The 23,866-nt window shown below is 48.7% G+C and carries 19 protein-coding genes and 3 pseudogenes; 4 read left to right on the top strand and 18 right to left on the bottom strand.

Annotation, left to right across the window (positions count from 1 at the left end; genetic code table 11):
- Positions 1 to 3 precede the first annotated feature (3 nt).
- Positions 4 to 3,299: pseudogene (locus tag HUN05_07640) on the bottom strand (UvrD-helicase domain-containing protein).
- A 122-nt stretch (positions 3,300 to 3,421) separates the two neighbouring features.
- Between HUN05_07640 and HUN05_07635 the strand changes: the two are divergent.
- Complete coding sequence (locus tag HUN05_07635; GenBank protein ID WDP85025.1) at positions 3,422 to 4,384, top strand: hypothetical protein; 963 nt, start codon at positions 3,422 to 3,424, stop codon at positions 4,382 to 4,384.
- Here the strand turns inward: HUN05_07635 and HUN05_07630 are convergent.
- Entirely contained in the window at positions 4,381 to 4,587 is a 207-nt protein-coding gene (locus HUN05_07630; GenBank protein WDP85024.1) for a hypothetical protein, read from the bottom strand. The two genes, HUN05_07635 and HUN05_07630, sit on opposite strands and share 4 nt — an antisense overlap.
- 9 nt (positions 4,588 to 4,596) lie before the next feature.
- Positions 4,597 to 4,755: a copy number control protein gene (locus tag HUN05_07625; protein WDP85023.1), complete on the bottom strand. Its 159-nt coding sequence runs from the start codon at positions 4,753 to 4,755 to the stop codon at positions 4,597 to 4,599.
- Between the two features lie 215 nt (positions 4,756 to 4,970).
- Between HUN05_07625 and HUN05_07620 the strand changes: the two genes are divergently transcribed.
- Positions 4,971 to 5,438, top strand: coding sequence for a tautomerase family protein (locus HUN05_07620; GenBank protein WDP85022.1), 468 nt, complete (start codon positions 4,971 to 4,973; stop codon positions 5,436 to 5,438).
- Positions 5,439 to 5,494: 56 nt separating this feature from the next.
- On the opposite strand, the gene HUN05_07615 is transcribed toward HUN05_07620, so the two are convergent.
- From HUN05_07615 to HUN05_07600, 4 genes are all read right to left on the bottom strand, one after another.
- Entirely contained in the window at positions 5,495 to 6,655 is a 1,161-nt protein-coding gene (locus HUN05_07615; GenBank protein WDP85021.1) for a hypothetical protein, read from the bottom strand.
- Between the two features lie 56 nt (positions 6,656 to 6,711).
- Positions 6,712 to 6,894, bottom strand: a complete 183-nt coding sequence (locus tag HUN05_07610; GenBank protein ID WDP85020.1) for a hypothetical protein — start codon at positions 6,892 to 6,894, stop codon at positions 6,712 to 6,714.
- 73 nt (positions 6,895 to 6,967) lie between these two features.
- Entirely contained in the window at positions 6,968 to 8,032 is a 1,065-nt protein-coding gene (locus HUN05_07605) for an IS256 family transposase (protein WDP85019.1), read from the bottom strand.
- A 35-nt stretch (positions 8,033 to 8,067) separates the two neighbouring features.
- Positions 8,068 to 8,418: a hypothetical protein gene (locus HUN05_07600; GenBank protein WDP85018.1), complete on the bottom strand. Its 351-nt coding sequence runs from the start codon at positions 8,416 to 8,418 to the stop codon at positions 8,068 to 8,070.
- A 287-nt stretch (positions 8,419 to 8,705) separates the two neighbouring features.
- Between HUN05_07600 and HUN05_07595 the strand changes: the two genes are divergently transcribed.
- Positions 8,706 to 9,518: a hypothetical protein gene (locus tag HUN05_07595; protein WDP85017.1), complete on the top strand. Its 813-nt coding sequence runs from the start codon at positions 8,706 to 8,708 to the stop codon at positions 9,516 to 9,518.
- A gap of 267 nt (positions 9,519 to 9,785) precedes the next feature.
- On the opposite strand, the pseudogene HUN05_07590 reads toward HUN05_07595, so the two are convergent.
- The 8 genes and pseudogenes from HUN05_07590 to HUN05_07555 form a co-directional block, all read right to left on the bottom strand.
- Positions 9,786 to 11,642 (bottom strand): annotated as a pseudogene (locus tag HUN05_07590) (GNAT family N-acetyltransferase).
- A 72-nt stretch (positions 11,643 to 11,714) separates the two neighbouring features.
- Positions 11,715 to 14,417 (bottom strand): bifunctional acetate--CoA ligase family protein/GNAT family N-acetyltransferase, encoded by a 2,703-nt coding sequence (locus HUN05_07585; protein ID WDP87969.1) that lies wholly within the window; start codon positions 14,415 to 14,417, stop codon positions 11,715 to 11,717.
- A 532-nt stretch (positions 14,418 to 14,949) separates the two neighbouring features.
- A complete protein-coding gene (locus HUN05_07580; protein ID WDP85016.1) occupies positions 14,950 to 15,126 on the bottom strand; it encodes a hypothetical protein in 177 nt (58 codons plus the stop codon).
- Between the two features lie 82 nt (positions 15,127 to 15,208).
- Positions 15,209 to 16,072, bottom strand: a complete 864-nt coding sequence (locus HUN05_07575) for a hypothetical protein (protein WDP85015.1) — start codon at positions 16,070 to 16,072, stop codon at positions 15,209 to 15,211.
- Complete coding sequence (locus HUN05_07570) at positions 16,069 to 16,710, bottom strand: 4Fe-4S dicluster domain-containing protein (protein ID WDP85014.1); 642 nt, start codon at positions 16,708 to 16,710, stop codon at positions 16,069 to 16,071. Before HUN05_07570 ends, HUN05_07575 begins: the two co-directional genes overlap by 4 nt.
- On the bottom strand, positions 16,711 to 17,745 hold the full coding sequence (locus HUN05_07565; protein ID WDP85013.1) for a hypothetical protein: 1,035 nt from the start codon (positions 17,743 to 17,745) through the stop codon (positions 16,711 to 16,713).
- Positions 17,738 to 19,045: a glycerol-3-phosphate dehydrogenase subunit GlpB gene (glpB, locus tag HUN05_07560; GenBank protein ID WDP85012.1), complete on the bottom strand. Its 1,308-nt coding sequence runs from the start codon at positions 19,043 to 19,045 to the stop codon at positions 17,738 to 17,740. The genes HUN05_07565 and glpB overlap by 8 nt, the downstream gene beginning before the upstream one ends.
- Complete coding sequence (locus HUN05_07555) at positions 19,032 to 20,306, bottom strand: FAD-dependent oxidoreductase (GenBank protein WDP85011.1); 1,275 nt, start codon at positions 20,304 to 20,306, stop codon at positions 19,032 to 19,034. Before HUN05_07555 ends, glpB begins: the two co-directional genes overlap by 14 nt.
- Here HUN05_07555 and HUN05_07550 point away from each other — a divergent pair.
- A pseudogene (locus HUN05_07550) lies at positions 20,292 to 21,152 on the top strand (IS256 family transposase). The gene HUN05_07555 and the pseudogene HUN05_07550 sit on opposite strands and share 15 nt — an antisense overlap.
- 7 nt (positions 21,153 to 21,159) lie before the next feature.
- Here the strand turns inward: HUN05_07550 and HUN05_07545 are convergent.
- From HUN05_07545 to urtE, 3 genes are all read right to left on the bottom strand, one after another.
- Positions 21,160 to 21,435 carry a hypothetical protein gene (locus HUN05_07545; protein WDP85010.1) on the bottom strand — a complete coding sequence of 92 codons (276 nt, stop codon included), beginning with the start codon at positions 21,433 to 21,435 and terminating at the stop codon, positions 21,160 to 21,162.
- Positions 21,436 to 21,735: 300 nt separating this feature from the next.
- Positions 21,736 to 22,950 carry an ISL3 family transposase gene (locus HUN05_07540; GenBank protein ID WDP85009.1) on the bottom strand — a complete coding sequence of 405 codons (1,215 nt, stop codon included), beginning with the start codon at positions 22,948 to 22,950 and terminating at the stop codon, positions 21,736 to 21,738.
- A 117-nt stretch (positions 22,951 to 23,067) separates the two neighbouring features.
- A complete protein-coding gene (gene urtE / locus HUN05_07535; protein WDP85008.1) occupies positions 23,068 to 23,808 on the bottom strand; it encodes an urea ABC transporter ATP-binding subunit UrtE in 741 nt (246 codons plus the stop codon).
- Between the last annotated feature and the right edge of the window lie 58 nt (positions 23,809 to 23,866).

Genomic DNA, 23,866 nt, shown 5'->3' with positions numbered 1-23,866 from the left:
AGATTAAAAAAGCTCCAACTGGATTTCTGATTTTTTCTTTTTTACCCGGCCTCTTCCCGTCTTTTCGTAGCAGGCCAGTTCTTTTTCAATATCATCAATAAAACAGGACCTTGTCCGGGATTTATTGAGGCCGAATATGCGTCTTTTTTTGGCATATGTCAAACAAAGAATATCCATGGCCCGGGTCATGGCCACATAAAAAAGCCGCCTTTCCTCCTGAATATCCTCAACATTCTCCCCGTCCCTGGCATAGGGAATCATCCCGGTTTCACATCCGGTCACAAAGACCACGGGGAACTCAAGCCCCTTGGATGCATGCATGGTCATCAAAGAGACCTTTTCCACCCCCGGGTCCAAAAGATCCTGGTCCTGGTCAAGGCGTAAGGCATCCAAAAGATCACCCGGTACAGGATAGACCCGGGCAAAATTTTCAAGCCGTTCCCATGCCGCAGACAGGCGATCATTGTCACGAATCCGGGAACAAAGGTTCGCGGCCTTTGAAATTTTCTCCAGTAGCCCGAGACTATCCGCTCTTCCAGGGTCTTGATCTTCAAAAAAAAGCATGGATTGCAGATCCGGGTCAAACGTCTGTGCCCTGGTCTTGTCAAAGACCTTTGCCAAAACAGCCTCATCTTCGGGAACGGCCCGACCCGCGATGAGTCTTAAAAACCCCAGGGCCTCCCTTATCCCTTCCATGGCCAGCCAGCTCTCCCGGTCTGCGGTCTGAAAAGGAATACCCGCCTTTTCAAAAGCCTGAATAAATGCCTGGCATTGTCTCTTTGTCCGATAGAGCACCACAAAGTCTGAAAACGCATATTCTTTCTTACCATCCAGGTCTTGCCGGCCTGTCTCCATGGATAAAAATGAAAGCCCGCCCACCAGGGTTTCGATCATCTTCCCCACAGCCACGGCTTCGGCACTTTCAGAGGGGGCCTCCTTGATGACCACCTGCTGGGTATTCTCCAGGATGGAAAAAACCTGTTTACTTCCCTGGGCATTGGCGCCCCTTGTGGTAATCATCTGAAAAGAGGCATCTAAAATGGTCTGGGTGGATCTGTAATTTCGAACAAGCCGGATCTGTTCGCATCCTGGGTAATCCTGGGCAAACCGGTTAAAAAACCGGTTGTCCGATCCCCTGAACCCGTAAATGGACTGGTCTGGATCTCCGATGACAAAAAGGTGATGGTTCCGGGCCAATAATTTGACCAGTTCATACTGGCCCAGGTTCAGGTCCTGGTACTCATCCACAAAGATATGGGAAAATCTTTTGCCCAGTGTGTCCAGAATCCGGGCGTCGGTCATCAAAAGACCTGTCCACAGATAAATAAGATCTTCAAAATCCACAAGCTTTCTTTGGATGCAAAGCCGATTATATTCCCCATAGAGTGCTGCCAAGACCCCGGCCTCATCTCCTGCAACAGAGGACAGATCGTCTGCCGGGCCCAAAAGCTGCTGTTTGCAAAGGCCAATCCAATGGTCCATTCTTTGAAGCTCTTTTTTGGACCATTTTCCCTTTGGGCTCTGGTACGGCACCTTTTGAGCGGCCAGCCCCAAAATTTTCATTCTCAAATCATCTTCCATAAGTCCGGAAGAAAAATGTCCATATGTTTTGAGCATCCCAAGGCAGAACCCGTGAAAGGTTACAGCCATCACCTGGCCGCCCTTTTGGGGCATAAAGACCTCAATGCGCTGGCAAAGCTCTTTTGCAGCCTTGTTGGTAAAGGTCAGGGCCAAAATTTTCTCCGGATCTAGGTTCTGGTCTGAAATCAGCCAAGCCATTTTAGCGGTCAGGGTTCTGGTTTTTCCCGTGCCGGGTCCGGCCTGGATCAACATGGTTTTGGCCGCTGATTTCACCGCCTTTGCCTGCTCAGCATTCAGACCATCCACAAGCCCCTGAGGACCCTGGGGGACTGAAAAGTTTTTCTCCTTGAGCCTTGCCTTTGGCCCGAAAACTTTTCCTGGGTTGAGTCTGGTATTTTTCTTTCCAGATCGTTTCTTTTCCCGGGGCAAATCAAAAAATAGATATTTTTCTCCCCGGATCTCTTCTTTTTCTTTCCGAGTAAAAAGGTTGACCTTGCCGTACTCCCCGTCAAACCCGGGATCAATGTGAAGGTCGCCTTTTCTCATCTTTTTGACGGCTTCAGCCAGCAGGGGAATGCCGGCCTTTTCAATCTCTTCAAAAGATTTGGACGTAAGAATGCCAAGTTCCGGACCCAAAGCGTTCACAGCCTTGTTAAAATACCCGGTCACCTTCTTGGTTTTAGGCCCCACCTCAAAAATCTCTGAAAGAATATCCGCCAAAGGCACCACATAGGTGTGGCCATGCCGGTTTTCAGGTGTAAACCCCTCGGGCCGGTCTGCAAGCTCTCTGACCCGGTAAAGGACCCCAAGCGTCAGGGTTTACCGCATTCAGGGCAGATCCCGTTCAAGGCTGCCGTATCATCGGGGTTGAGCCGTACCTTGCATTTGCGATGGCCGTCATAATGATATTTTCCCTGGTCCGGATACATATCCAAAGTGCCCTGGAAGGCGGAAAGATCATGGGTTTCCAGGGCTTTTTTAACCGCCCAATAATCCAGAGAGGTATCAAATACAGAGGCATTCCGCCCTAAATACCCCGGGGAGTGGGCATCTGAATTTGAGATCAGCCGCACCCGATCCAGATCTTTTACCCGCCAGTTCATAGGGGGATCCGAAGAGAGCCCTGTTTCGCAGGCAAAAATATGAGCACTTAAGTCCCCAAAGCATTCTTCAATGGTGTCAAACCCGGACTTAGACCCGAACATGGAAAACCAGGGGGTCCAGATATGGGCAGGAATAAAAAAAGCCTGGTCACTTGTTTCCAGCATGATCTCAAGAAGATTTCTGGCATCCAGGCCCAGGATGGGACGGCCATCGGACTTGATATTGCCGATGGCATCCAGACGGGCATTAAAGCGCTTGGCCGTCTGAATATCCGGCATATAGATCAGGTTATGATTCTTGCGAACCCGGTCGTCTTTTTTGTAAATATTGGAAATTTCAGTCTGGAGGATAAAGCGAACCTGACCTCTGCAGGCAAGAGGGATATCAGACTCAATGGAGGCGGCAAACTCCTTTTTCAAAGAAAACAGCCCTGGTTCAGCCGGCTCAAGCTTGGTTTCCAGTTCTTCCATCCAGGCCGGATGGGTAAAGTCTCCTGTGCCCACAAGGGTCACTCCCTTGATCTGGGCAGTATGGTAAAGGTTTTCAAGATATAGGTTTTTGGCTGTCGCCCTGGAGTATTTTGAATGGATATGCAGGTCTGCAATAAATCTCATATGTTTTGGCCTGTGGAGGTTAATAAAAAACGTCAGAGAATTATTTACATGATTTGGCCTTAATTTAAAAGACGGATTCTGATAAAGAAGAAGAAACCCACACCCCATTGAGGAACTGTATCATGGACAAGGCAGACAAAAAAACAATCCAAAACTGGACCCCGCCCGGCAATTTTAATATTTCCATCCTGACCGCAGACCACCCGGAGCAAGAGCGCTTTACCCGGTTTGCCAAGGCATGGACGAATTTGAATTCAAACATCACCTGGATTCCCAATAAAAGAGAGTCCGATCTGCCCGGATTTGCCTTAAAGGAAAACATCACCTATTCGGCCCTGCCCCTGGAACGGGAACTGGCTCCCTTTTTATCCAGTCTTGAATCCCTTGGGGCAAACGTTCTGTCACAAGAGATCCGCCAGATGCTCGATCGTATTGAACTGCCCTGTGAACTCACCCTTTATATTGCCCTTCAATGCCCCCACTGCCCGGCCATGGTCAAAACCCTGATCCCCATGGCAGCCTATTGTGAAAAAATCGGTCTGCACATCATTGACGGATCATTGTTCCGGCAAAAGGCGGAAACGGACAAGGTTATGGCCGCCCCCTGCCTGATTCTGGACAAAGATTTTCGATGGACCGAGGCCGTGCCCGAAACAGAATTGATTTCAATGATATTAAACCGGGATCCATCAAGGCTTGGCACGTCCACCCTGAAAAACATAATAGAAGCCAGGGATGCCGAATGGATCACAAAGGAAATGATTAAAACCGGAAAAATTTTTGACGGATTTACAGGGCTTCTTCTCCACAAGACCTGGTCGGTCCGGCTCGGGGCCATGGTGGTGGTGGAATACTTGGGAGAACAAGCCCCAGACCTTGGGTTGAAACTGGCTCCGATTCTCATGGAACGCTTTGAAGGCCGGGACATCCCGATCCAGGGGGACATCCTCTATGCGCTGGGAGAAATCGGAGGCCTTGAAACAAAGGCATGGATCCTTCAACAGATCACCCATCTCAGCCATGAGGACCTCAAAGATGCGGCCATGGATGCCGTGGATGCCATTGAATCAAGGCTGGCCCCTTAAGATGTGGCAGTCACCGTCAATGCCTCTAACCTCTCTCTGGCAGCCATGACAACAGAGTCTTCCTCGTCTTTTTCAACCATCTGCTCCAGAAGTTTCACATCTGTTGTCTGATTGATGAATTTAATCCGCACCTTTGGGTTGGAGTGCAGATACTTTGGGACAAAAAAATCTGAAAAACGAATGACATCCTCCTTATGATTCATCTGTTTATCTCACAAGGGATCAGATGCTTTGCTCACATATTTTCTGATCAGTTCAATGGTCACCTCGCCCATGGTCCGCCCCTGCCTGACCGCAGTTAACTTAAATTCTCTGTGAAGATATTCCGGCATTCTCAAGGTCAGTTGCTTTAACTTGTCTTTTTCACTCATGTAACCCTCTTAATTTTTTAAACATTCACCTGGTCCCAGACCTGATACCATAGAACCATAAAAGAGACATAGATGTCAAGACAGAAAGCCATAAAGACATTAAAATTTCAATAAAAATTCTTACTGTCAGGCAAATGTTTTTATGGTATAGATCATTTAGACATATCTGCCCCGGCCTGAAAGGCCGGTAACCTGACAACGGCCAAGGAAATCCCATGCCCCATATTATTATCAAACTATATGCCGGTAGATCTGAGCAGCAGAAAAAAGAACTGACTGAAAAAATTGTCACCAGTGCAGCCAAGAGTCTTGAATGCAAAACATCTTCGATTTCAGTTGCATTTGAAGAATTTAAACCTGAAAACTGGATCGAAGCCGTGTATAAACCCGATATAATGAACGGGTCTGCAACCCTCTATAAAAACCCGGAATACAATCCTTTTGATCAGGAGCCAGGCCATACCGACCCGGATAAAACATTAAACCTGACAGAACATGTCAGGAACGCTGCCGAACTTGCCGCCAGGCAAGATACGAGCGGGATATTCAATCCCATGTCATGGCTGGACACTGAACTCGAAGACAATCCCGCCTCCTTTGACCCCTTTTTTGATACACCCTGGGAAAAATTATCAGAACGTGGGCAAGGCGAACGAATGAAGGCTGTCAGGCGGGTTCTCTAAGCGTGATGATGCGAGAACAAAACATAAGGAAGATGGGCGCATTCCCATTTTCCCGGTTATACCGCTGGCACTGGATTGTGCATGTTTGCCATCTGCTTCAGGCAGTTCCAACGCCCTGCTTTATAAAATGATCGCAGCATAATCATTTTTTCTGCATTCTCCCGATACCAAAAGATGCATGGACCTTTAAGACGTAAATTCACGACTCTCCGAATCGAACTTTCAATAGCACCGCTGCCAATAGGTAAGTTCAACGCTTTTACAGTTGAGAAATTAAGCCTCAGTTCATTGCGCACAAAATAATCCCGTTCCGTCTTGATAGCCTTACTGTTTCTGCCTCTACAAAGCTTCTGGACGGCCTGTACCACCTCAATCGCCTTTCCCTTCAGCAGAAGACCTCGCTGCTTCGATACCCAGCGTTTGCGTTCCTTGGATGACCAGGTCTTCCTTAAGCCTACTACTGTACCCAGATGCTCAACTGCATGGTAGAAATCGAGAAGTTCATACACACGCTCAGGAGCCAAACCCAATGCTTTTAGCAGTCCGGGGATTCGATTCCAAATCCAATGTGCCCCATCTGCAACAAACAGTATTTTGTCTGAGTTCTGAATATGAAGGGAGTTCAAATAACCCTTTAACAAGTGGAATACACCATCCGGTCCATTGAAACAGCCATCAATAAATGGTGAAAAGCTTTTTTCTTGTTTTCCATGGGCGTCCACTACATAAATGATCAAAAGCTTGGGTTCTCGCCATGCCCCACGAAATCGGGTTCTATCCTTTTGGGTTTTTGGTCCCCTTTTCTTCTCTCTGAGCCGAGTGCGGCCACCATCAGTGCTGATAACGACTCGCCGCCCTTCAAGTAAATCTCCATCATTTAATGGGATTCGGCCCGCTTGTTGTTCGGCTCGAGCCCGCTCTGCGTACCGATAGGTCAGTTTACGGATGACCTTTATACCCAACGTCATCCCACGGTCACAAAGCACTTGACGGACTTCTTCAAAAGAACTTAATAAGGCTGACCAAGAACTCACCATAGAAGCCAAAGCAGGCGAGCAGCGATCATGGATTCCAAGAAGGATTAAACCAGCGTATGCACCTTTATATCTTTTTCCTTTTCGGCGGTCACAGGACCTTCGATAGTATCGAACATGAATATCAACCGAACTATCTGTACAAAGCTGAATCCAAACTGTCTCAAGCCCTTCGCTTTTCATCCGTCCCGGCCAATTGGACATCAATTCTTTTTCTTGGTCGACCTGTTCAGAGGAATCTACTGAGGCCTGGATCTTTTTTTTAAAAAAAAGGCGCTTATCCGATTTGTATACTCAAGGATTTCCTGCTCCATCTGTTCTAATTCGTTAGCGTTACGAACCAAGCGATTTGGATCTTCTTCCAGTTTTTTGAGGCATGCAAGGACTTCATCAACAGTATTACAATCTTCAGCTTTCTTCATTAGCACAATCCATTTATGTTCATTTCAGCGTAACAGAGGATATCATTCTTTTTGCTCTAAAAGACAGGCCTTTTTAAAACCGGGAAAATGGGAATGCGCCCTTTCGAAACTGTCGATGCACAGCCTCAATGGTATTTGTGGTGTATATTATCCGTCGAATCTCTTCTGGATATTTAAAGAAATGACTGAGGCGTTCCCAGTTGTTCCGCCAGGATTTTATCACAATCGGGTATTTGTCATTCCATTTATTTTCCAAGATATCCAGTTCTTCTTCGGCCAGATCCTTATTGACCGCTTTATAAACACGTTTTAGATCTGCCATAAATTCCTTTTTATTTTTGGAACCAACGTATTTCAATGAATTTCGGATCTGGTGGACTACGCAGAGTTGAACTTCTGTGTCCGGGAATATGGTCTCAATGGCCTCGGGAAAACCTTTTAGACCATCAACACAGGCAATCAGGATATCTTTTACCCCTCGGTTTGAAAGGTCTGTTAACACCTGCAGCCAGAAGTTCGCACCCTCATTCTCGGATATGTACAGCCCAAGAACCTCTTTGCGGCCCTCGATATTCACCCCAAGAATTGTGTAAACGGCCTTGCTGCCGACCTTTCCGTTTTCTCGTACTTTATAATGTATGGCATCAAGCCATACGATTGGGTACACATTTTCCAACGGCCTGGCCTGCCATTCTTTGACGGTATGGATGATTTTATCGGTAATGGTGCTCAGAGTGGCATTTGAAATCTCAAGTCCATAGATTTCCTGTAAATGGGAAGCCATATCATTATAACTCATGCCCAGGCCGTAAAGGGCTATTATCTTTCTTTCAATTTCATCGCTGAGCGTTGTCTGATGTTTTTTGACGATCTGTGGAGAGAAGGTTCCGGCCCTGTCACGCGGGGTTTCCAGCTCAAATTTACCATCCAGGGATTTAATGGTCTTTTTGCTTTTTCCATTACGGCGGTTGGCAGAAACTTCCTGCCCGAGATGGGACTCCAACTCTCCTTCAAGAGCAGCTTCAGCAAGATTTTTGATTAATGATGTAAGGACGCCGCCCTTACCTGTGAAGGGTTTACCTTCCTGGATGCCTTTAAGGGCTTTTTGAAAATCAAATTCGGTGTTTTCTTCGGTCATGTCAGTTCTCCTTATTTAGCTGAGTATATCAGCTTTCATTCAACTGACACAGAATTTTGAACGCCCTTTCTGCGTGCGGGATAGGATTCGGTAAAATACTCATTATAGATTTGGTTTATCTCATTAAAATCTTTCATATCCGTTAAAAACAATGTGGTTTTTACAATGTCCTCTTCATTTGCGTTGGAAGCATTGATAATTGCCTTTATATTAGAAAAAACCTGTTTGGCCCGTTCTTTGATCGTCTTTCCTTCGATTTTCCCCGTTTCAGGATTGATCGGCAATTGCCCTGAAACAAACAAAAAATTTTCACAAACAATTCCTTGGGAATAAGGGCCAATCGCTTTGGGAGCCTTGTCGGTTAATATGGGTTGCTTTGTTTTCATAAATACCTCTTAAAAAATTAGTCTAACCTTCTTGATGAAAAGTCGAATGTCGACATTTGAGCAAAACGATAGATGTGTAAAAATCATTTGTCAATACCTTTCTTTTATGACTGGTAACTTTTTATCAAAAATGACCGTCCACAACATATTGTAACTATGTTTAAACCTTTAGGTTCGAATTTGAATCACAATTTTTAACCGCGATTGCCAGGCCTAAAAAAAATATCCGATTTAGGTTCAGATAAATTTGCATTTGCCTAACAATAATTTACTGATATAAAACACAGATGGACAGCTTTGGATTTACCCGCAAAAAATTTTTATCCCTCTCTGACACAGGGCGCTACACCCATGTTGTTGCCTGGCTCTCCCGGATCTACCAGACCATGGCAGGGGGCAGGCAGACCTTTAAAGGCCTGTTGGCCTTTCATGCCCAGTACAAGGCCATCTGCACCTGGATAGATCTTCCCTGTGCGCTTCCTCCCAAAACAGAGGACACAAGGGCATGGCTGGTCTATATTTCAGATGCCATTCACCGCCATAGAACTGCCGCAGGACAAGGGGTCAAAGATTACGATCTTCTGGAAAGGGTCACGACCCAGGACAGAGTACAACTCTGCCAAAACCGGCCGGACATGGACTATGAGGTTGCGTTGGACGGGCTGCGCAGTCTCTTTAATATCGGATCCATATTCAGAACCTGCGAAGCTGCAGGCGTCTCCGGCCTGATTCTGGGCAATTGCCCGGGCAAAGAGAGCCGCCAGGTCCAAAAGACTGCCATGGGCGCCCATCAATCCGTGGATGAAGAAAAGACCCAGGACCTTGCAGGACTGCTGCTTGAGAAAAAAAAGAAAGGGTTCCAGATTATTGGTGCGGAAACCGTTCAAGGCTCTGTGCCCTGCCATGAGTATGATTGGCCGGCCAAGGCCGTTATTGTCATGGGCAATGAGGAGTACGGCATCTCCCCCCATGTGCTTTCAGTGATTGATGATCCTGTTCACATTCCCATGTTCGGAAAAAAAAATTCTTTAAATGTGGCCAATGCCCTGTCTGCGATTTTATTCCAGGCTGTTTTCTCTTGCATGAACAAAGCCCTTTAACCCGAATATTTTATAACCTGAAGGTCAGAAACTGACAATTTGAGGAAACTGGATATTAAATTTTTTAAATACAGCAAGTTACGATTACTTATAAACCAATTCCATGGGTAGTCACCCTTAGGGCGAACCGATTTTACCTCATCTGCGGTGTTGCCGACCGTTCGCAGTAGACTCACCAGGATTTCACGGCCTGGCGCCTTGCAGCTAAAGCAAAATCGGTTCGAGAAATATGCGGGTTGACCCAACGCTTAAAACAGTAACAGGGGGTTATGTCAGGGCAATGTTGATCTGGTATACCCCGCTTTCCAGGCGGGACTCCACAGGCAGCCCCGCTTTTTCAAAAACCTTGATCATGGGCTAGTTATCGGACAAAACCTGGGCCGATAAGGTTTTCAACCCCCGTTTGCGTCCCTCAACAATGAGCAGTTCAATAAGATAGGTCCCGATCCCAACCCCCTGGTAGGCCTCGTCAATGAGAAAGGCCACTTCTCCCATATCTCCGTCATCCACCGTTACCAGTCGGGCCTCGGCAATCATCTTGCCCTCGCCTTTTTTTCCCCCAAATCCCACAACGGAAAATTCCCTGCCATAGTCCACATTGACATATTCCTGCATCTTGTCGTGGCTCATAGTCTTGATGGAATAAAAAAAACGGTAAAAGACCATCTCCTTTGAACACCGGTAAAAAAACCGTCTCATGGCAGCCTCGTCCGAGGGTTTCATGGCCCTGAACCGAACCGTCTTATCCCCTTTAAAGGTTTTGGTATAGGAGATATGATCCGGATACAGATGGGCGGAGCGGGTCACAAAAATCTGGTTGGGATAGATGATTTTTCTCTCCCTGGCCTGTTTGATAAGGTCTTCCCTGTCATCGGGGTGGGCAATGTCGATAATGGCCTGGGCCCGCTCTCTCAGGGGACGCCACTTGAGCATGGCCACCCCGTATTCCGTGGCCATCATATGGACCGATTCCCTCAACCGAAGCTGGTTGGCATAATTCTGGATGGAGACCAGGATATTGGACTATCCCTTTGCATTCCGGCTGGGCAGGCCGATGATGGTGGCCCCGTCTCTGAAGGCCTCTGCCCCCTTGTAAAAATCAATCCCTTCTCCGGGCCCTGTGATCACAGCTCCTTTGAGGGGAAAGGCCACACTCCCCTGGATATCTGCCTTTCGCCCCTCGTAAAGGGCCACAAACTGGGGGTTGTTGGCAATGAACTGGGAGTTGCATACCCAGTCAATGCCCTGGAACTCGACCAAAGGATTTTTATGGAGCCACTTCATCAGTTCTTTGGTGCCAAGGGCATAGGAGGCCAGGGATTTGCCCCTGAAAGGGGATTTTCTATGGTTGGTCACGACCCCTGAATTGACAAGCTCTGCCAGGGCATCTGTAAAGTACAGGCTATGGATACCCAGATCCTTTTTATCCGACAAAAAAGGGACCAGGGCTTCAAACATAGGGCCGTGGGAATAGTTGATGCAGTCCCCGTCCCGGATCACCGAGGCCACATTGGCAGCCACCTTTTTCATCACATCATCCACGGGTGCGGGCGCATAGGTGACAGGGGTCCTGTCCGACCGGACCAGAAGGTCAAATTTATCAATGGAAACAAAAGTGTCCCCATAGGTAAAGGGCATGGACTCGTTGACCTCTCCCACCACCAGGCTGGCCTTGTCCATGACCTCCCGGGCCACGTCCACGGCAACCCCCAAACTGCAGTATCCCGCATCATTGGGCGGGGTGATCTGGATAAAGGCCGCATCCATATCCACCCGGCCGGATTTGATGATTTCAGGAATCTCAGATGAATAGGCCGGAATAAGATCCACCTGTCCCGCAGAAATGGTGTCCCAGGCCACAAATCCTGAAAAAAACGTTTTCAGCCGGTAATTGGGGGCACTCAGTCTGTCCAGGGAGAGAATGGTTTCCCCGAGCACGGCCAGCTGAACCAGCTCAAGGTCCCTGATATTGTGTTTATCCACATCAAGAAGGGTCCGTATCAATGTCCTTGGGGCGGCAGGGCCTGTGCCGATAAACACGGTCATTCCGGGCTAGATATGATTGAGCACCTTTTCAGGTGAAATCAGCTGATCCTCCCAATTGGTCACATTTATCTCTGGCATTAAATTCTCCTTGATTTGGCAGACGGGAAAAAAGTTTTCTTAACGCTGTTTTACCAGTAAACCGGCCGGGGATCAAGAATGAACTCCCTGATCCTGGCCTCCCAGGGTTTCAAGATCAATCCTCAACTCAATATCACAGGAATCCGGGGCTTTTTTAATTTGAAACCCCAGTTTTTTGCCCAGTTTCCGCATCTGGGTGTTCTCGTTCAAGACCAGGCCATAGACCGTTTTAAGGCCGACTCGCTGTGAAAAGGCAAGGCAGCGTTTGAGCAGACCTGCCCCCACCCCTTTGCCCTGCCAGGGGTCAGCAAGCACAATGGCAAACTCCCCGGTCTCACCGTCGGTCAGGGAAATGACCCGGGCCGCCCCGATGATCTGATCGCCGGACAGGTCCGGGGCAAAGGCGACCAGGGCCACCTCCCGGTCATAGTCAATCTGGGTGAGTTTGATCAGCATGGATTTTGACAACTGCTTGATGGGAGAAAAAAACCGGGAATATACGGTTTCCCGGGAAAGATCTGAAAAAAACGAAATCATGGGCCCGCCATCATCCGGACGGATAGGCCGGACGATGATTTTTTCATCATCCACGGTTTTAAAGCAGGCCTCCTGCCAGGCAGGATAAGGGCTGATAATCAAATGATCCGGGGAAATTGTAGAGGTCTTTTCAACCCGGATCCTGGCATCCACGGCCATAAGATTCCCATCCTTAACCACCAATGGATTGATATCCAGCTCTTTGATCTGGGGAAAATCCGTGACCAGCCGTCCTGTCCGGATCAATATTTCCTCTGCCTGTTCGGCATTCACGGCCTTTAAATGCCGAAACCCCTTGATCGCCTTTGAAATCTTTGTGGCATTGATCACTTCCCTGGCAAGGGCCGGGTTTAAAGGGGGCAGGCCCAAGGCGGTATCCTGAAAAATCTCTGTCATCACCCCGCCCATGCCAAATACAAGCACAGGGCCGAACTGATCATCCTTTTTTGCCCCCACAATGATCTCATAATCTCCCATCGGCGCCATGGTTTGAACGCAAACCCCGTCAATACGGGCCTTAGGAAATGCCTTGGCCGTATTTTCCATGATCCGGGCAAAGGCGGCTCGTACCTCTTTTGCGTCCACAAGGTTTAAAACCACTCCCCCGGCATCTGATTTGTGCACAATGTCAGGAGAACTGATTTTAAGTGCCACGGGAAATCCCAGCTGTGAAGCCGCCTGGGCAGCCTGCTCCGGGGTTGAGGCCATTTTTGTGCGGTTCACCGGAATGCCGTAACAGCCGAGCAAAGCTTTGGTCTGGACTTCACTTAAAAACCGCTGATCCCGGTCCAGATTCTCCTCAATGATAATCCGGGCGGCTTTGAAATCTATTTTGCGCTTTTTATCCCGTCTCACCGGAATTTCATGAAGCATGTCAATATTGCGCCCGTATTGGTAGAGACCGGCAAATGCCCGGACCGCTTTTTCAGGGGTGTCAAAGGTGGTCCCGCCGTTTTCATTGAACGTCTGCCTGGCCTCGTCCATGCGAATGACCCCGATCCACGAGGTAAAGACCGGGCATTGAACTTTTTTTATCCATTCAGCCAAAGGGGTTGCCAGAACCAAAGGGTCAAAGGTGCCCACAGGAGAGCAGAGCAAAAGCAGGCCGTCCACCTCAGGGGCCCTGCTGCAGATCTCTGCAGCCCGAAGATATTGTTCTGGTGTGGCATCTCCCAGAATATCCACGGGATTTGCCCGGCTCCATTCTTTTGCCAGCCCATGGTCTAAACGCTCAATGGTCTTCTGGCTCAGGCGTGCCGGTTCAAGCCCGTACCGGGCCAGGGCGTCTACGGCCATGACCCCGGGCCCGCCGGCATTGGTTATAATGGCAAGGTTCTTGCCTCTGGGCCGCTGCTGCCGGGCCAGAAGCCTGGCACAGTCAAACAATTGGTCAAACTCGTCCACCCTGAGGATGCCCGCCCGTTTAAAGGCCGCATCATATACCCTGTCCTCTCCTGCCATGGCCCCGGTGTGGGAAGCGGCGGCCCTGGCCCCGGCAGGGGACCTGCCCGATTTAAGGACAATGATCGGTTTTATCCTGGAAACCGCCCGGGCAGCACTCATGAAGTTCCGGATATGGGTCATGTTTTCCATATACATGACAATGCTTTCAACCTTGGGCTGGGTGCCCAGAAAATCAATCATATCGGCAAAATCAACATCCAGCATGGATCCAAGACTTACAAAATGGCTGAACCCCACATTCTCGGCCAGGGCAAGATCCAATACAGAGGTACAGACAGCCCCACTCTGGGACAAAAAGGCAATCCGCCCGGCAGGGGGGAACAAATGCATGAAACTGGCGTTCAACCCGTTCAGGGTATTTGCAATGCCCACGCAGTTGGGCCCGATGATCCTCATGCCCGCCTCAATGGCCGCACCCTTTATCTTTTCTTCAATCGCCCTTCCCTTAGGCCCTGTCTCCTTTCCCCCGGCCGAGACAATCACAGCGCCGGCTGCATTTTTTTCCCCGCAGGCCGCAATGATCTTGGGAACCTGGCTGATGGGGGTGGCAATGATGGCAAGATCAATATCCTTGGGAATCTGCTGAACCTTTGCCAATGCAGGTATGCCCATAATGTTTGAATAGTTGGGGTTCACAGGAAAAATATCTTTTTCAAAGGTATGGGTAATCAGGTTCTGGACGATGGCCTGACCCACCCGGCCTTTTTTCTCACTGGCGCCGATCACGGCAATGGTTCCAGGATCGAACATTCTGGCTAAATTCGCAGTACTCATCATATTCTCCTTTTCCTCGATCATGCCTTGGGGGATGAAAATCATCTTTGCTGTCAAAGACTTATCTTCAAAATATATGCCACGGCAAATTTAACCCGAATATTTCATGAAATTTTAAGCGTTTTGCCAAAAAGTTATATTATTACAATCGGTTGTGTCATTTTTAAGTCGTTTTCCATTATACAAAACCTCACCCTCCGGGCAAAGCGTTTTACCTCATCTGCTGGGTTACAGTCCCCTCGCAGTAAAGGACTACGGCTTCTCGGTCTGTGCCTTGCCATTAAGGCAAAAACGCTTTGTGAAATATGCGGGTTAAGGGGCCAGGGGACCTGATACTGAATGTAAAGCGATTTCAGCCGGGGTCAAAAAGCCTTAAACGCATCCGAAATTAACATCCTGTAAAAAATCCTGACAAAATAAGAAGAAAAAGGATCAAAGAAACGCCCGGTCTCGGGCAAGATAAAAAAACAAGGTAACAAAGAAATTTGAGCAACCGCTCAAGCGCGGGCCTGGCCGGGAAAAACCTTTTGTATCAGCAGGCCGTTCTGGTCTCCTCATAACAGCGGACAAGACGGGATCTGCACTTGGGGCAGAACATCTGGGCCAGGTTATCATCGTCCATAATACTTTCCTGATTCATGACCACCACAATGGTTTTCCCTTCACGATCACGGCATTCAGGATTATCACAATAAAATCTATCTTTCATAATAACGACTCCATAATTGATTTGATTCAATGCCCGAATAGTATAAGAACAGATTGTTATCAAACCGTTAGGATCGTGCAATTTATATGTTTGGCCATTGGTCCGTATGAAACAAACGGGATTGGATGCCAAGGGCTGCGCCCAGAAAAACGGCAAAGGGAACGGGTCTGACATCTTTTTTGGGGGTATAGCCCATGGCATACTGGATCTGGCAGTGGGTACAGGCCGTACAGATATAATCGGCATCGGCATTTTGGGCACTGGACAACTTTTGCCGGCAAATCTGTAATGCCAGGGCCTTGTTGGTCTCTGCTGCAGGGGAACCGCAGCATTCAACCTCTTTTTCCCAGTCCAGAGGGTCAAGCCCGGCCGTTTTGGCAAGCTGCCTGAACATCCTGGGTGCAAAGGGGTTGTCAAACTGGGTGACTGAAAAAGGTCTCAAGGCGTGACAGCCTTGCTGAAGCACGACTTTTACCGGGTCTGAAACAGGGGTGATCCGGCTGGCCAGAACCCTGGGGCCGATATCATGGAATAAAAAATCCAAAAGATGGCGAATTCTGACCGTTCTTTTTTCAAGAATTCCGGTTCCAGGATCCTGGATCAGCGGGGCAGCCTCAAATTTCAGGCCCTCTTCAGCCAAGGCCAGGTCAACTTTTTCCCTGATCATCTTATTTTCAGCATACCAGAACAGCCCGTGTTTAAGCTGGCCAAAACAGCATTTGCACGGGGTAAATATATCCAGGCCCCGGGCCTGGGCCAGGGCTATATTTCTTACGGCCGCATGCACAGAGGCGGCAAGATTCTTTCCCCTTGCCCGATTTCCGCAGCAGTTAAAGTCAAGGGTTACCAGGGTCACCCCCAGGTGTGCCATTAAACGTTCAACAGCCTTTCCATATGAATTCAGGTCAAATAAAATTTTGCACCCTTGAAAATAGGCCAGTCTCATTTGCTTTCCCCTCGAAGCCTTTCCAGGGTAATGGTCTGGGCCCTTTCCTGGCCTTGGCATCTAAGTTCCAAAAGAATATCTGTCACCCGGATGGACATGGGGCAAATCTCCTGGCATTGATAACAGGTCAAACAATGCCATACCATTTTCGAACCGGACGCCATAAAGGCTTTGCCAAGACGGAGCAGGTTCATGACCTGGTGGGGGCCCAGATCATTTTCAGACAAGTCATAGGACACCACAGGACAGGCATTGGTGCAAAGCGTACATTGGACACAATGCTCAAAGGCATCTGCCTGGCCAATGAGAGCGGACAAGGGACTTGCCGGGTCAGACATCTCATCCTTTTTCCGGGCCGGTTCCGTGCCCCCACCGGTCCACAGGTCAAAAGAGGCGTGCATGGCCGCAGTATAATGATCCGTGCACCCCAGGCAGCCCATGAGATAATCAGCGCAGGTCCACACCCTGACAAGATCAATGCCCGAAGGACAGATATCAGCGCAACGCCCGCACCGGGTGCAGTCGTCATTGCCCGACCGGAGTCTGGCCAGAACGGAAACATCCACCACTTTCTTACGGGCAAGCCTTGTGAAAGTCTCAATCTTGACATGGGGCAGAATCTGGGCGTTTTCAGTCACCTAGTAATCCGGATATACAGAACAGACCTTTGTACAGAGTCCGCACTGGGTGCAGGCTGACAATCCTGCCAAATCCAAAAATCCCATACACACATCCAAGTCCTTGAGCGTCATTCTTTTTTTTACAGAGGCCAGAGGAATGGCAATTAAGTGAAACATCCTGGAAAAGGGAAGCAGCCCGACCAGGGCAAGGCCAAAACCCAGATGAATAAAATACATGACCCGGTCCAGATGGAACTCGGTGGCCCAGGGGGCGAAAGGGGTGGCCAGACGGGCAATGGGCAAAGAGACAAAGGCAGTATTCGGCAGGGTATGGCATTCCAGGCAATAGGTTTCATTAAGGTCATACCCCTGTTCCAGGCTGATGCGTGCCTGGCCGATGTCCTGGCCCGGCAGCACCTTCATGTTTTTTAAAAAAGCCACCTGATAATATTTGGCCCAATAGGCTTTCAAGTGGACCTGTTCATCCTCCCCGGCCAGGCCAGAATAGTCTTCCACCATTTGGTCAAACCGGGTTTCAGAGATGATGCTCAACCCTTCTGTGAGAAACCCGGAACTGACCAGTCCAAGGATAACCATAATGGTCAGGGTCCCTTTGACCTTAAACCGCACACCTCTTCTGCGCCGCTCCAAATTAATCCTGGAGTGTTGTGTCCGCCTCAAAAGAAACCCCAGGCAGGCTGCGATCACCATGAGGCCGGCCAGGTTCCTGAGCATTCGGAAAGGCTCAATCCCGGGCTGATATTCCTCAAAAAGAACCCAGGTCCAGTCATCCAAGGCATGAACCATCAACAGATAGCCAAACCCTGCAACCATAAGCCCATGGACCAGCCATCTAAACTTTCCGGCACGAAAAAGCCGGCTCTGAAACAAAATATTGAAAACCGCCCCTGAATAGTTGAGCTGAAAAATACGGCTGGACAGGGTCATTTTTTTTTTCTCAAACAGCCGGCCCAGACGAAAAATGGACGAGACTTTAAAGACAAGACCTGCCAGACAAAAACAAAGGGTGAGGATCACCAAGACCTTAATCATCAGCTGCCCCCAAAGAATCGTAAAAGGCGTCCACGGCCCTGCAGGCAGAGACTATGGAGGGACCGGCACCTGATTTAAACCTTGGCCAGTCATTGTGGGCAAGAAGACTGCCTGCCGCATAAAGACGGGAATACACAGGACGCCCCCGCTCATCCAAGGGCCTAAACAAGGTATCGGTTTCAACGCCTGCCATATTAATGGGATGACCCTTGGGAGAAAGGAACACATCCTCATGCCAGAGGTGCCGTCCTGTGGGCTGGGCCACATCCAGGTGAAACAAAGGTTCAACAATCCTTTCCCGCCTGACATGAAGCCCTTTTCCCCAAAACCGTCCCGTGGCCAAAATCACCCCCTTGGCCCTGATCCTGATCGGGTCCGGCTCCATCCCTGCCAAAAGGGTAAAGCCTTTACCGTCAAACACAGGCTCTTTTATCCGGATATTGGACATCAGGCGCGCCCCTGCCTGTTCCAATATCCGTTCAAATCCCCTTTTGAGCCGCAGGCCGGGTATGGAGGGAGGAGACCCCGGTATTTCAAACAAGGGCATCTGTATCCTCTGGCCAAGCCCTGCCCAAACAGAATGGCTCTGGTCAATACCGCAGACTGCCGGCATCCCGCAGATCCGGTTGTCCCGAGCATGGGGCAGAATCTGGCGGACAAAGGCCTTTTGCACCCGCTCTTGCTGCATTTTTTCTGCCACCACCTGGGGCGGCGCCTTGAGGGGTATCCCGGGCAGATCCACCTCAATCGGGATGGTCTGTGAAAAATAGGATGCCGTGCCCTGGGCCACCTGGGAGGCACTGAACCCTGAAAGCCCTTTGATGCCGGCAACCACCATCGAATTGTCGGTTTTCCCAGACTCAAGGTCAATGCACCCGGCCCTCATGGTTTCAGGCACCATGAAACTGGGCTTAAGGGTGCCCATGGCTGTGATCACCCCGAGATTTCTGACCTGGTTTTCCCTTTGGGCCCGGACATAGGGCATGTTCACCCGGGCCAATATCTTTCTGACAAAGTCAAAACTGGCAACAATGGCCCCATGGCCGGTCAGGGCATAGGCATGGCCGGGCAAATCAGAAATCATCTGGTCCAGCCCCTGCCGGGGTGAGGTGAACAGACCCAATCCCCTTGGATAAACACCCAGATAATCCATCAGCCCGCTTGCAAAGGTGAGATGGGAGGTATTGCCTGCCACAATCGTATCCAGGCCCATATCCGCCGCCCGGATTCCCGCAGTCATCCCGGCCAGGCCCGCACCAATGACCAGAAGGTCGCAATGGACCGTCTCACCTGTCTTCATGGTCCATCTCCAGACAGAACAAGCCGCAATGAATCATTTCTTTTAAAGAAGACTGGGACAAGCTATCCCCCCATAGCAGGGCATGCTCCCCCTTCCACCGTTCGTTTAAAAAATGTTTAATCTCCTGAATCCCTTCCCTTGCCTGAACCTCTCCTGTGTCATAAAGATGGCAAAGGACCCGGCCACTGCAGGTGGAACCCTGGCAGGGGCCCTTTCCCATACGGCTTCTCAATGCAATGGACAAAAGATCGGGCACACCCTTTTGCCTTTTTATATCAGCCACAATGGCATCAACAGCTGAAGAAGGCACCATTTCACATTCGCACAAGATTTTGTCGTTCACATCAGGCAGGGCAAACCCATAGCGCAGGGCAGCACCCGGCTGAGTCCAGTCTCCGGTCTCGGCCATGGGCAAAGGCAGTTCCCCTGTCCTGCAGGCCCGGCTTAAGCCCAGTTTTTCACAGACCAAATCAGCGGTCTTTTCAGCCATGAGCCGGTAGGTGGTCAGCTTGCCCGAGGTAATGGTCACAAAATTATCAAACCCCTCCCTTGAATGATCCATGAGACAAAACCCCCGGGTCACGGCCCTGTCATCCCCGGGTTTGGAGCCGACAAGAGGACGCACCCCGCAATAGGAGCGGATATACCGCCGTTTTTCCAGGCCCGGCACCATTTGGCAGCCCTGGTTAATGATGAGATCCACCTCTTCCACAGTGGGAAAAACCCGGTCAGGGCAATCCACCCGGACAGAGGTGGTGCCGAGAATGGAAACCATCCCGCCCGGCACCAGGATATCGCCGTCACTGGCCGTTCGCAGCCGGTTGATCACCGGTTTTGCCAGGCGCTGGCCTGTCACCAACAGGCTGCCCGTGGAAAATACCATGGGAATTTCAATGCCGGCCATGGCTGACAGACCGCCGGCCCAGGCGCCAGAGGCGCTGACATAAACATCGGCCTTGATGCCGAAAATATCCCGGGTCCGGGTGTTTTCCACCCGGACAAGGCAGATCCCTTTTTTGTCCAGATCAAATCCAACGACCCTGGAACGGGAAAGATAGCTTGCCCCAAGTCCCCGGGCCTGAGTCATATTTTCAATGGCAAGTTTAAACGGATCAATTGCAGCATCCGGAACTTCATATGCGGCAATCACCTCCTTTGAAAGGCAGGGAGCCTTGTCCCGAGCAGTTTGAATATCCAGGCGCCTGCAGGGAATCTGGGCCTTTTGGCAGAGTCCTGGGAAATCGGCAATATGGCTTCCCATTTACAGGAAATCTATGGACTTGAGATTTCAAATGCCACTCTGAGCACCATTACCGATAAAATCATCCATACCGTCAAAGAATGGCAGGCCAGGCCGTTGGAAAATGTGTACCCAATCGTATGGCTTGATGCCATACATTATAAAGTACGAGAAAACGGAAAGGTCGGCAGCAAGGCCGTTTACACAATTCTTGGGGTGAATATCGAGGGCCGCAAAGAGGTTCTTGGGCTGTACATATCCGAGAATGAGGGTGCGAACTTCTGGCTGCAGGTGTTAACAGACCTTTCAAACCGAGGGGTAAAAGATATCCTGATTGCCTGTGTTGATGGTCTAAAAGGTTTTCCCGAGGCCATTGAGACCATATTCCCGGACACAGAAGTTCAACTCTGCGTAGTCCACCAGATCCGAAATTCATTGAAATACGTTGGTTCCAAAAATAAAAAGGAATTTATGGCAGATCTAAAACGTGTTTATAAAGCGGTCAATAAGGATCTGGCCGAAGAAGAACTGGATATCTTGGAAAATAAATGGAATGACAAATACCCGATTGTGATAAAATCCTGGCGGAACAACTGGGAACGCCTCAGTCATTTCTTTAAATATCCAGAAGAGATTCGACGGATAATATACACCACAAATACCATTGAGGCTGTGCATCGACAGTTTCGAAAACTGACCAAAACAAAGGGATCATTCCCGAACCAGGACAGCCTGTTAAAGCTGCTTTACATGGGGATCCAGAACGCCAGTAAAAAATGGACAATGCCGATTCAAAATTGGTCACTGACAATTTCCCAGTTGGCAATTTTCTTTGAAGGCCGGCTGGATAAAGAGCTGGGAATTTGATAGGGATTTATTTACAGATGGAAAAGATGGTTCCAGGAACTCCACTCCAGCAAAAGTCAACTCCTCCGACGTGGCTGATTGAAGGCCCATTCTCGGACCTGACTTTTACTTCCGCTGGCGCTGAGGCAGATCCGAGAACCGAAACCGTGACACAGAATTCTGAACATTCCCGATTTTCCACCAGAATAGTACAAATATTGCGAAGGGCAAGATCCCGGGCAAGTCCGGTGCCGGTTGCCCCGCCTCCCATGATCAGTACCTGGGTCTCAATAATATGTTTCATTCCCGGTATCAGCTCCAAAGAGATGAATATTAGACATTTGAAAGTACCACTATTATCTGCCCTTCTCAAGTAAATACTCCCTGATCCAGCATACAGAACAATCTTCTTTGTTGCCTTGGTTTGCTCCTCACTGCTGAGTATGACTGATACACCTCATTCGTCGCTGGCTTGGCACCGCAATATGGTACCGCCTGAAGGCCAGGAAAGCACGGGACCTCCCCAATATTTGAACAAATATAAAATCAAGCGGTGGATTTGGGTTCATCCGGATCAGTCCTGGGAGAACAATTGATTTTTGGTTCATCCGATTAATGCGTACCTTTTATTGTGAAGGTCCAAAAGTTTCAACCTGAAAAACTCCGAATCCCTGTATCCATAAGCTTTCCGTTTCATGGTTTTTATCTTGTTATTTGTCCCTTCTAAAGGACCTGTAGATATCCTGTAATCATAGTATGAAAGGATTCTTTGCCTGTGCACAGCCAAGGTCTTGGCAAATTTCATCAACATTGGAATTTTGGAAATATTGGCCAGATTGATCCAATTGCTGACTATCTTTTCAGCTGTTTCTTTTTTCTTTTGATTCCATATTTGCCTGAGTTCCTCTTTCATGTAGTAGACTACCAATAGCGGCTGATTTATTTTCAATGCTTCTTCTAACCGTTGGGCCTCCTTCTTGTCATCACTGAGGTTTTCGGGATTTTTTAACAAAAGCCACCGGACTCCCTTCAGAAGTTTTTGTTGCCCGGTATTGGCAAGAAGGTTGTAGAGCTTTCGCCTGAAATCCGACAGTTTCTCATTGAACAATTTAACAACATGAAATCTGTCAAAGACAATTGCTGAACCAGAAAGATTTTCAATAACAGCACTCAAGTATGCCGGGGACATATCGATGCTGACGGCTTTGATTTTTGCTTTCGATATTTTCACTTTTGTCCAAAAAGATTTCAAAGCTTCACCACCTTTTCCTTCTCCCACGTGCAGAATTCTACCGGATTCCAGATCCATCACGATGGTCAAGTATTTATGCCCTTTCCCTATGGAAATTTCATCTATGGCAATCTGCCGGACTTTCTCAAGGGGGATATTTCGATAACGCCTCAGCAGGTCTTCTTTCTGGATCTGCTTTATCGTATCCCAGCTGATCCTTAAATGGATGGCAATATCTTTGATTGTCATGAACTGAGACAACTCCAAGACATACCGTTCAAAAGCCCGGGTATAGCTTTTCCCCTCCTGGGCAAAGGATAGTTTGATTTGCCGGACAAATTGACAGAACGAACACCAAATTCTCTGGATAGCCGTCCTGAGAATCACGGGTTTTGAACCTACCGGTATTGTTCTGAGATCTCTTGTCACAATCCCTTTCCTGGTGACGGACCTGGAATTACATTCCGGGCATTTTACCGCCTCCGGTTTTGGTATGAGTTCAAAAGTGATTATTCCACCGATGAAACGCGTTGTTTTATAAAAGTAGTCACGAAGGCCAAAGGCATGGTATATGAAGCTTGTGGACATTAATTCATTCTCCGATTTTGTGCGAATAACACAAAAAAATTAGAACATGATCATGTTCACACCATCATTTCAAGCATAAAAATCCTTACTGTGTTATTGCCTTCCCAGTGATGTTTCTCAGTCCAGGTACGCGATTTTCTGATGAACCATTTTTTGTTCATCAATTGCCCCCCGGACATCTTCGTGGATAAACCGGCCCGACTCAATCACATACATGCGATCGGCAATATCAACGGTAAAACTCAACACCTGTTCGGATACCACAATGGTCAATTCGCCCATTAATTTAATCTCATTGAGCATTCGGGCCATATCTTTAATAATGGAAGGCTGAATCCCCTCTGTGGGCTCGTCAAGAATCAAGACCCTGGGTTCGGACACCAAGGCTCTTGCTATGGCCAACTGCTGTTGCTGGCCACCGGAAAGGTTTCCGCTCTTTCGTTTTTTCATTTCAAACAACACCGGGAACATATTATAGACCTCGCTGAGCAGCTCCCTTTTTTTATCAAAGGTGTACTCAAGACCTGTAAAAATATTTTCCTCCACGGTCAAAGATGAAAAAATCTGCCTGCCCTGGGGCACATAGGCCACCCCGTTTTTGACCCGTAAATGGGTGGGAAGTTGGGTCACATCGATACCGTCCACTTCAATGGCACCCGATTTAATGGGATTGATACCAATCAGGGTTTTCATCAAGGTGGTCTTACCCATCCCGTTTCTCCCCATGATGGCGATGATCTCTCCTGAATTGGCCTCAAAACTCACCCCATGGATAATTTCGCTCTGGCCATAAGCGCTGTGCAGATCTTTTACTCTAAGCCAGTAGTGTCCGGTTAGGTTGTTGCATATAAAAAGCATCTAAAATCATTGAAAAAACAGTCTGTTTTGTGTTGACAAATGTGCGTAAAAATTTTTG

The sequence above is a fragment of the Desulfobacter sp. genome (assembly GCA_028768545.1).
Lineage (GTDB): Bacteria > Desulfobacterota > Desulfobacteria > Desulfobacterales > Desulfobacteraceae > Desulfobacter.
The sequence above is the reverse complement of the archived record's forward strand: the minus strand, read 5'-3'. Positions and strand labels throughout refer to the sequence as shown.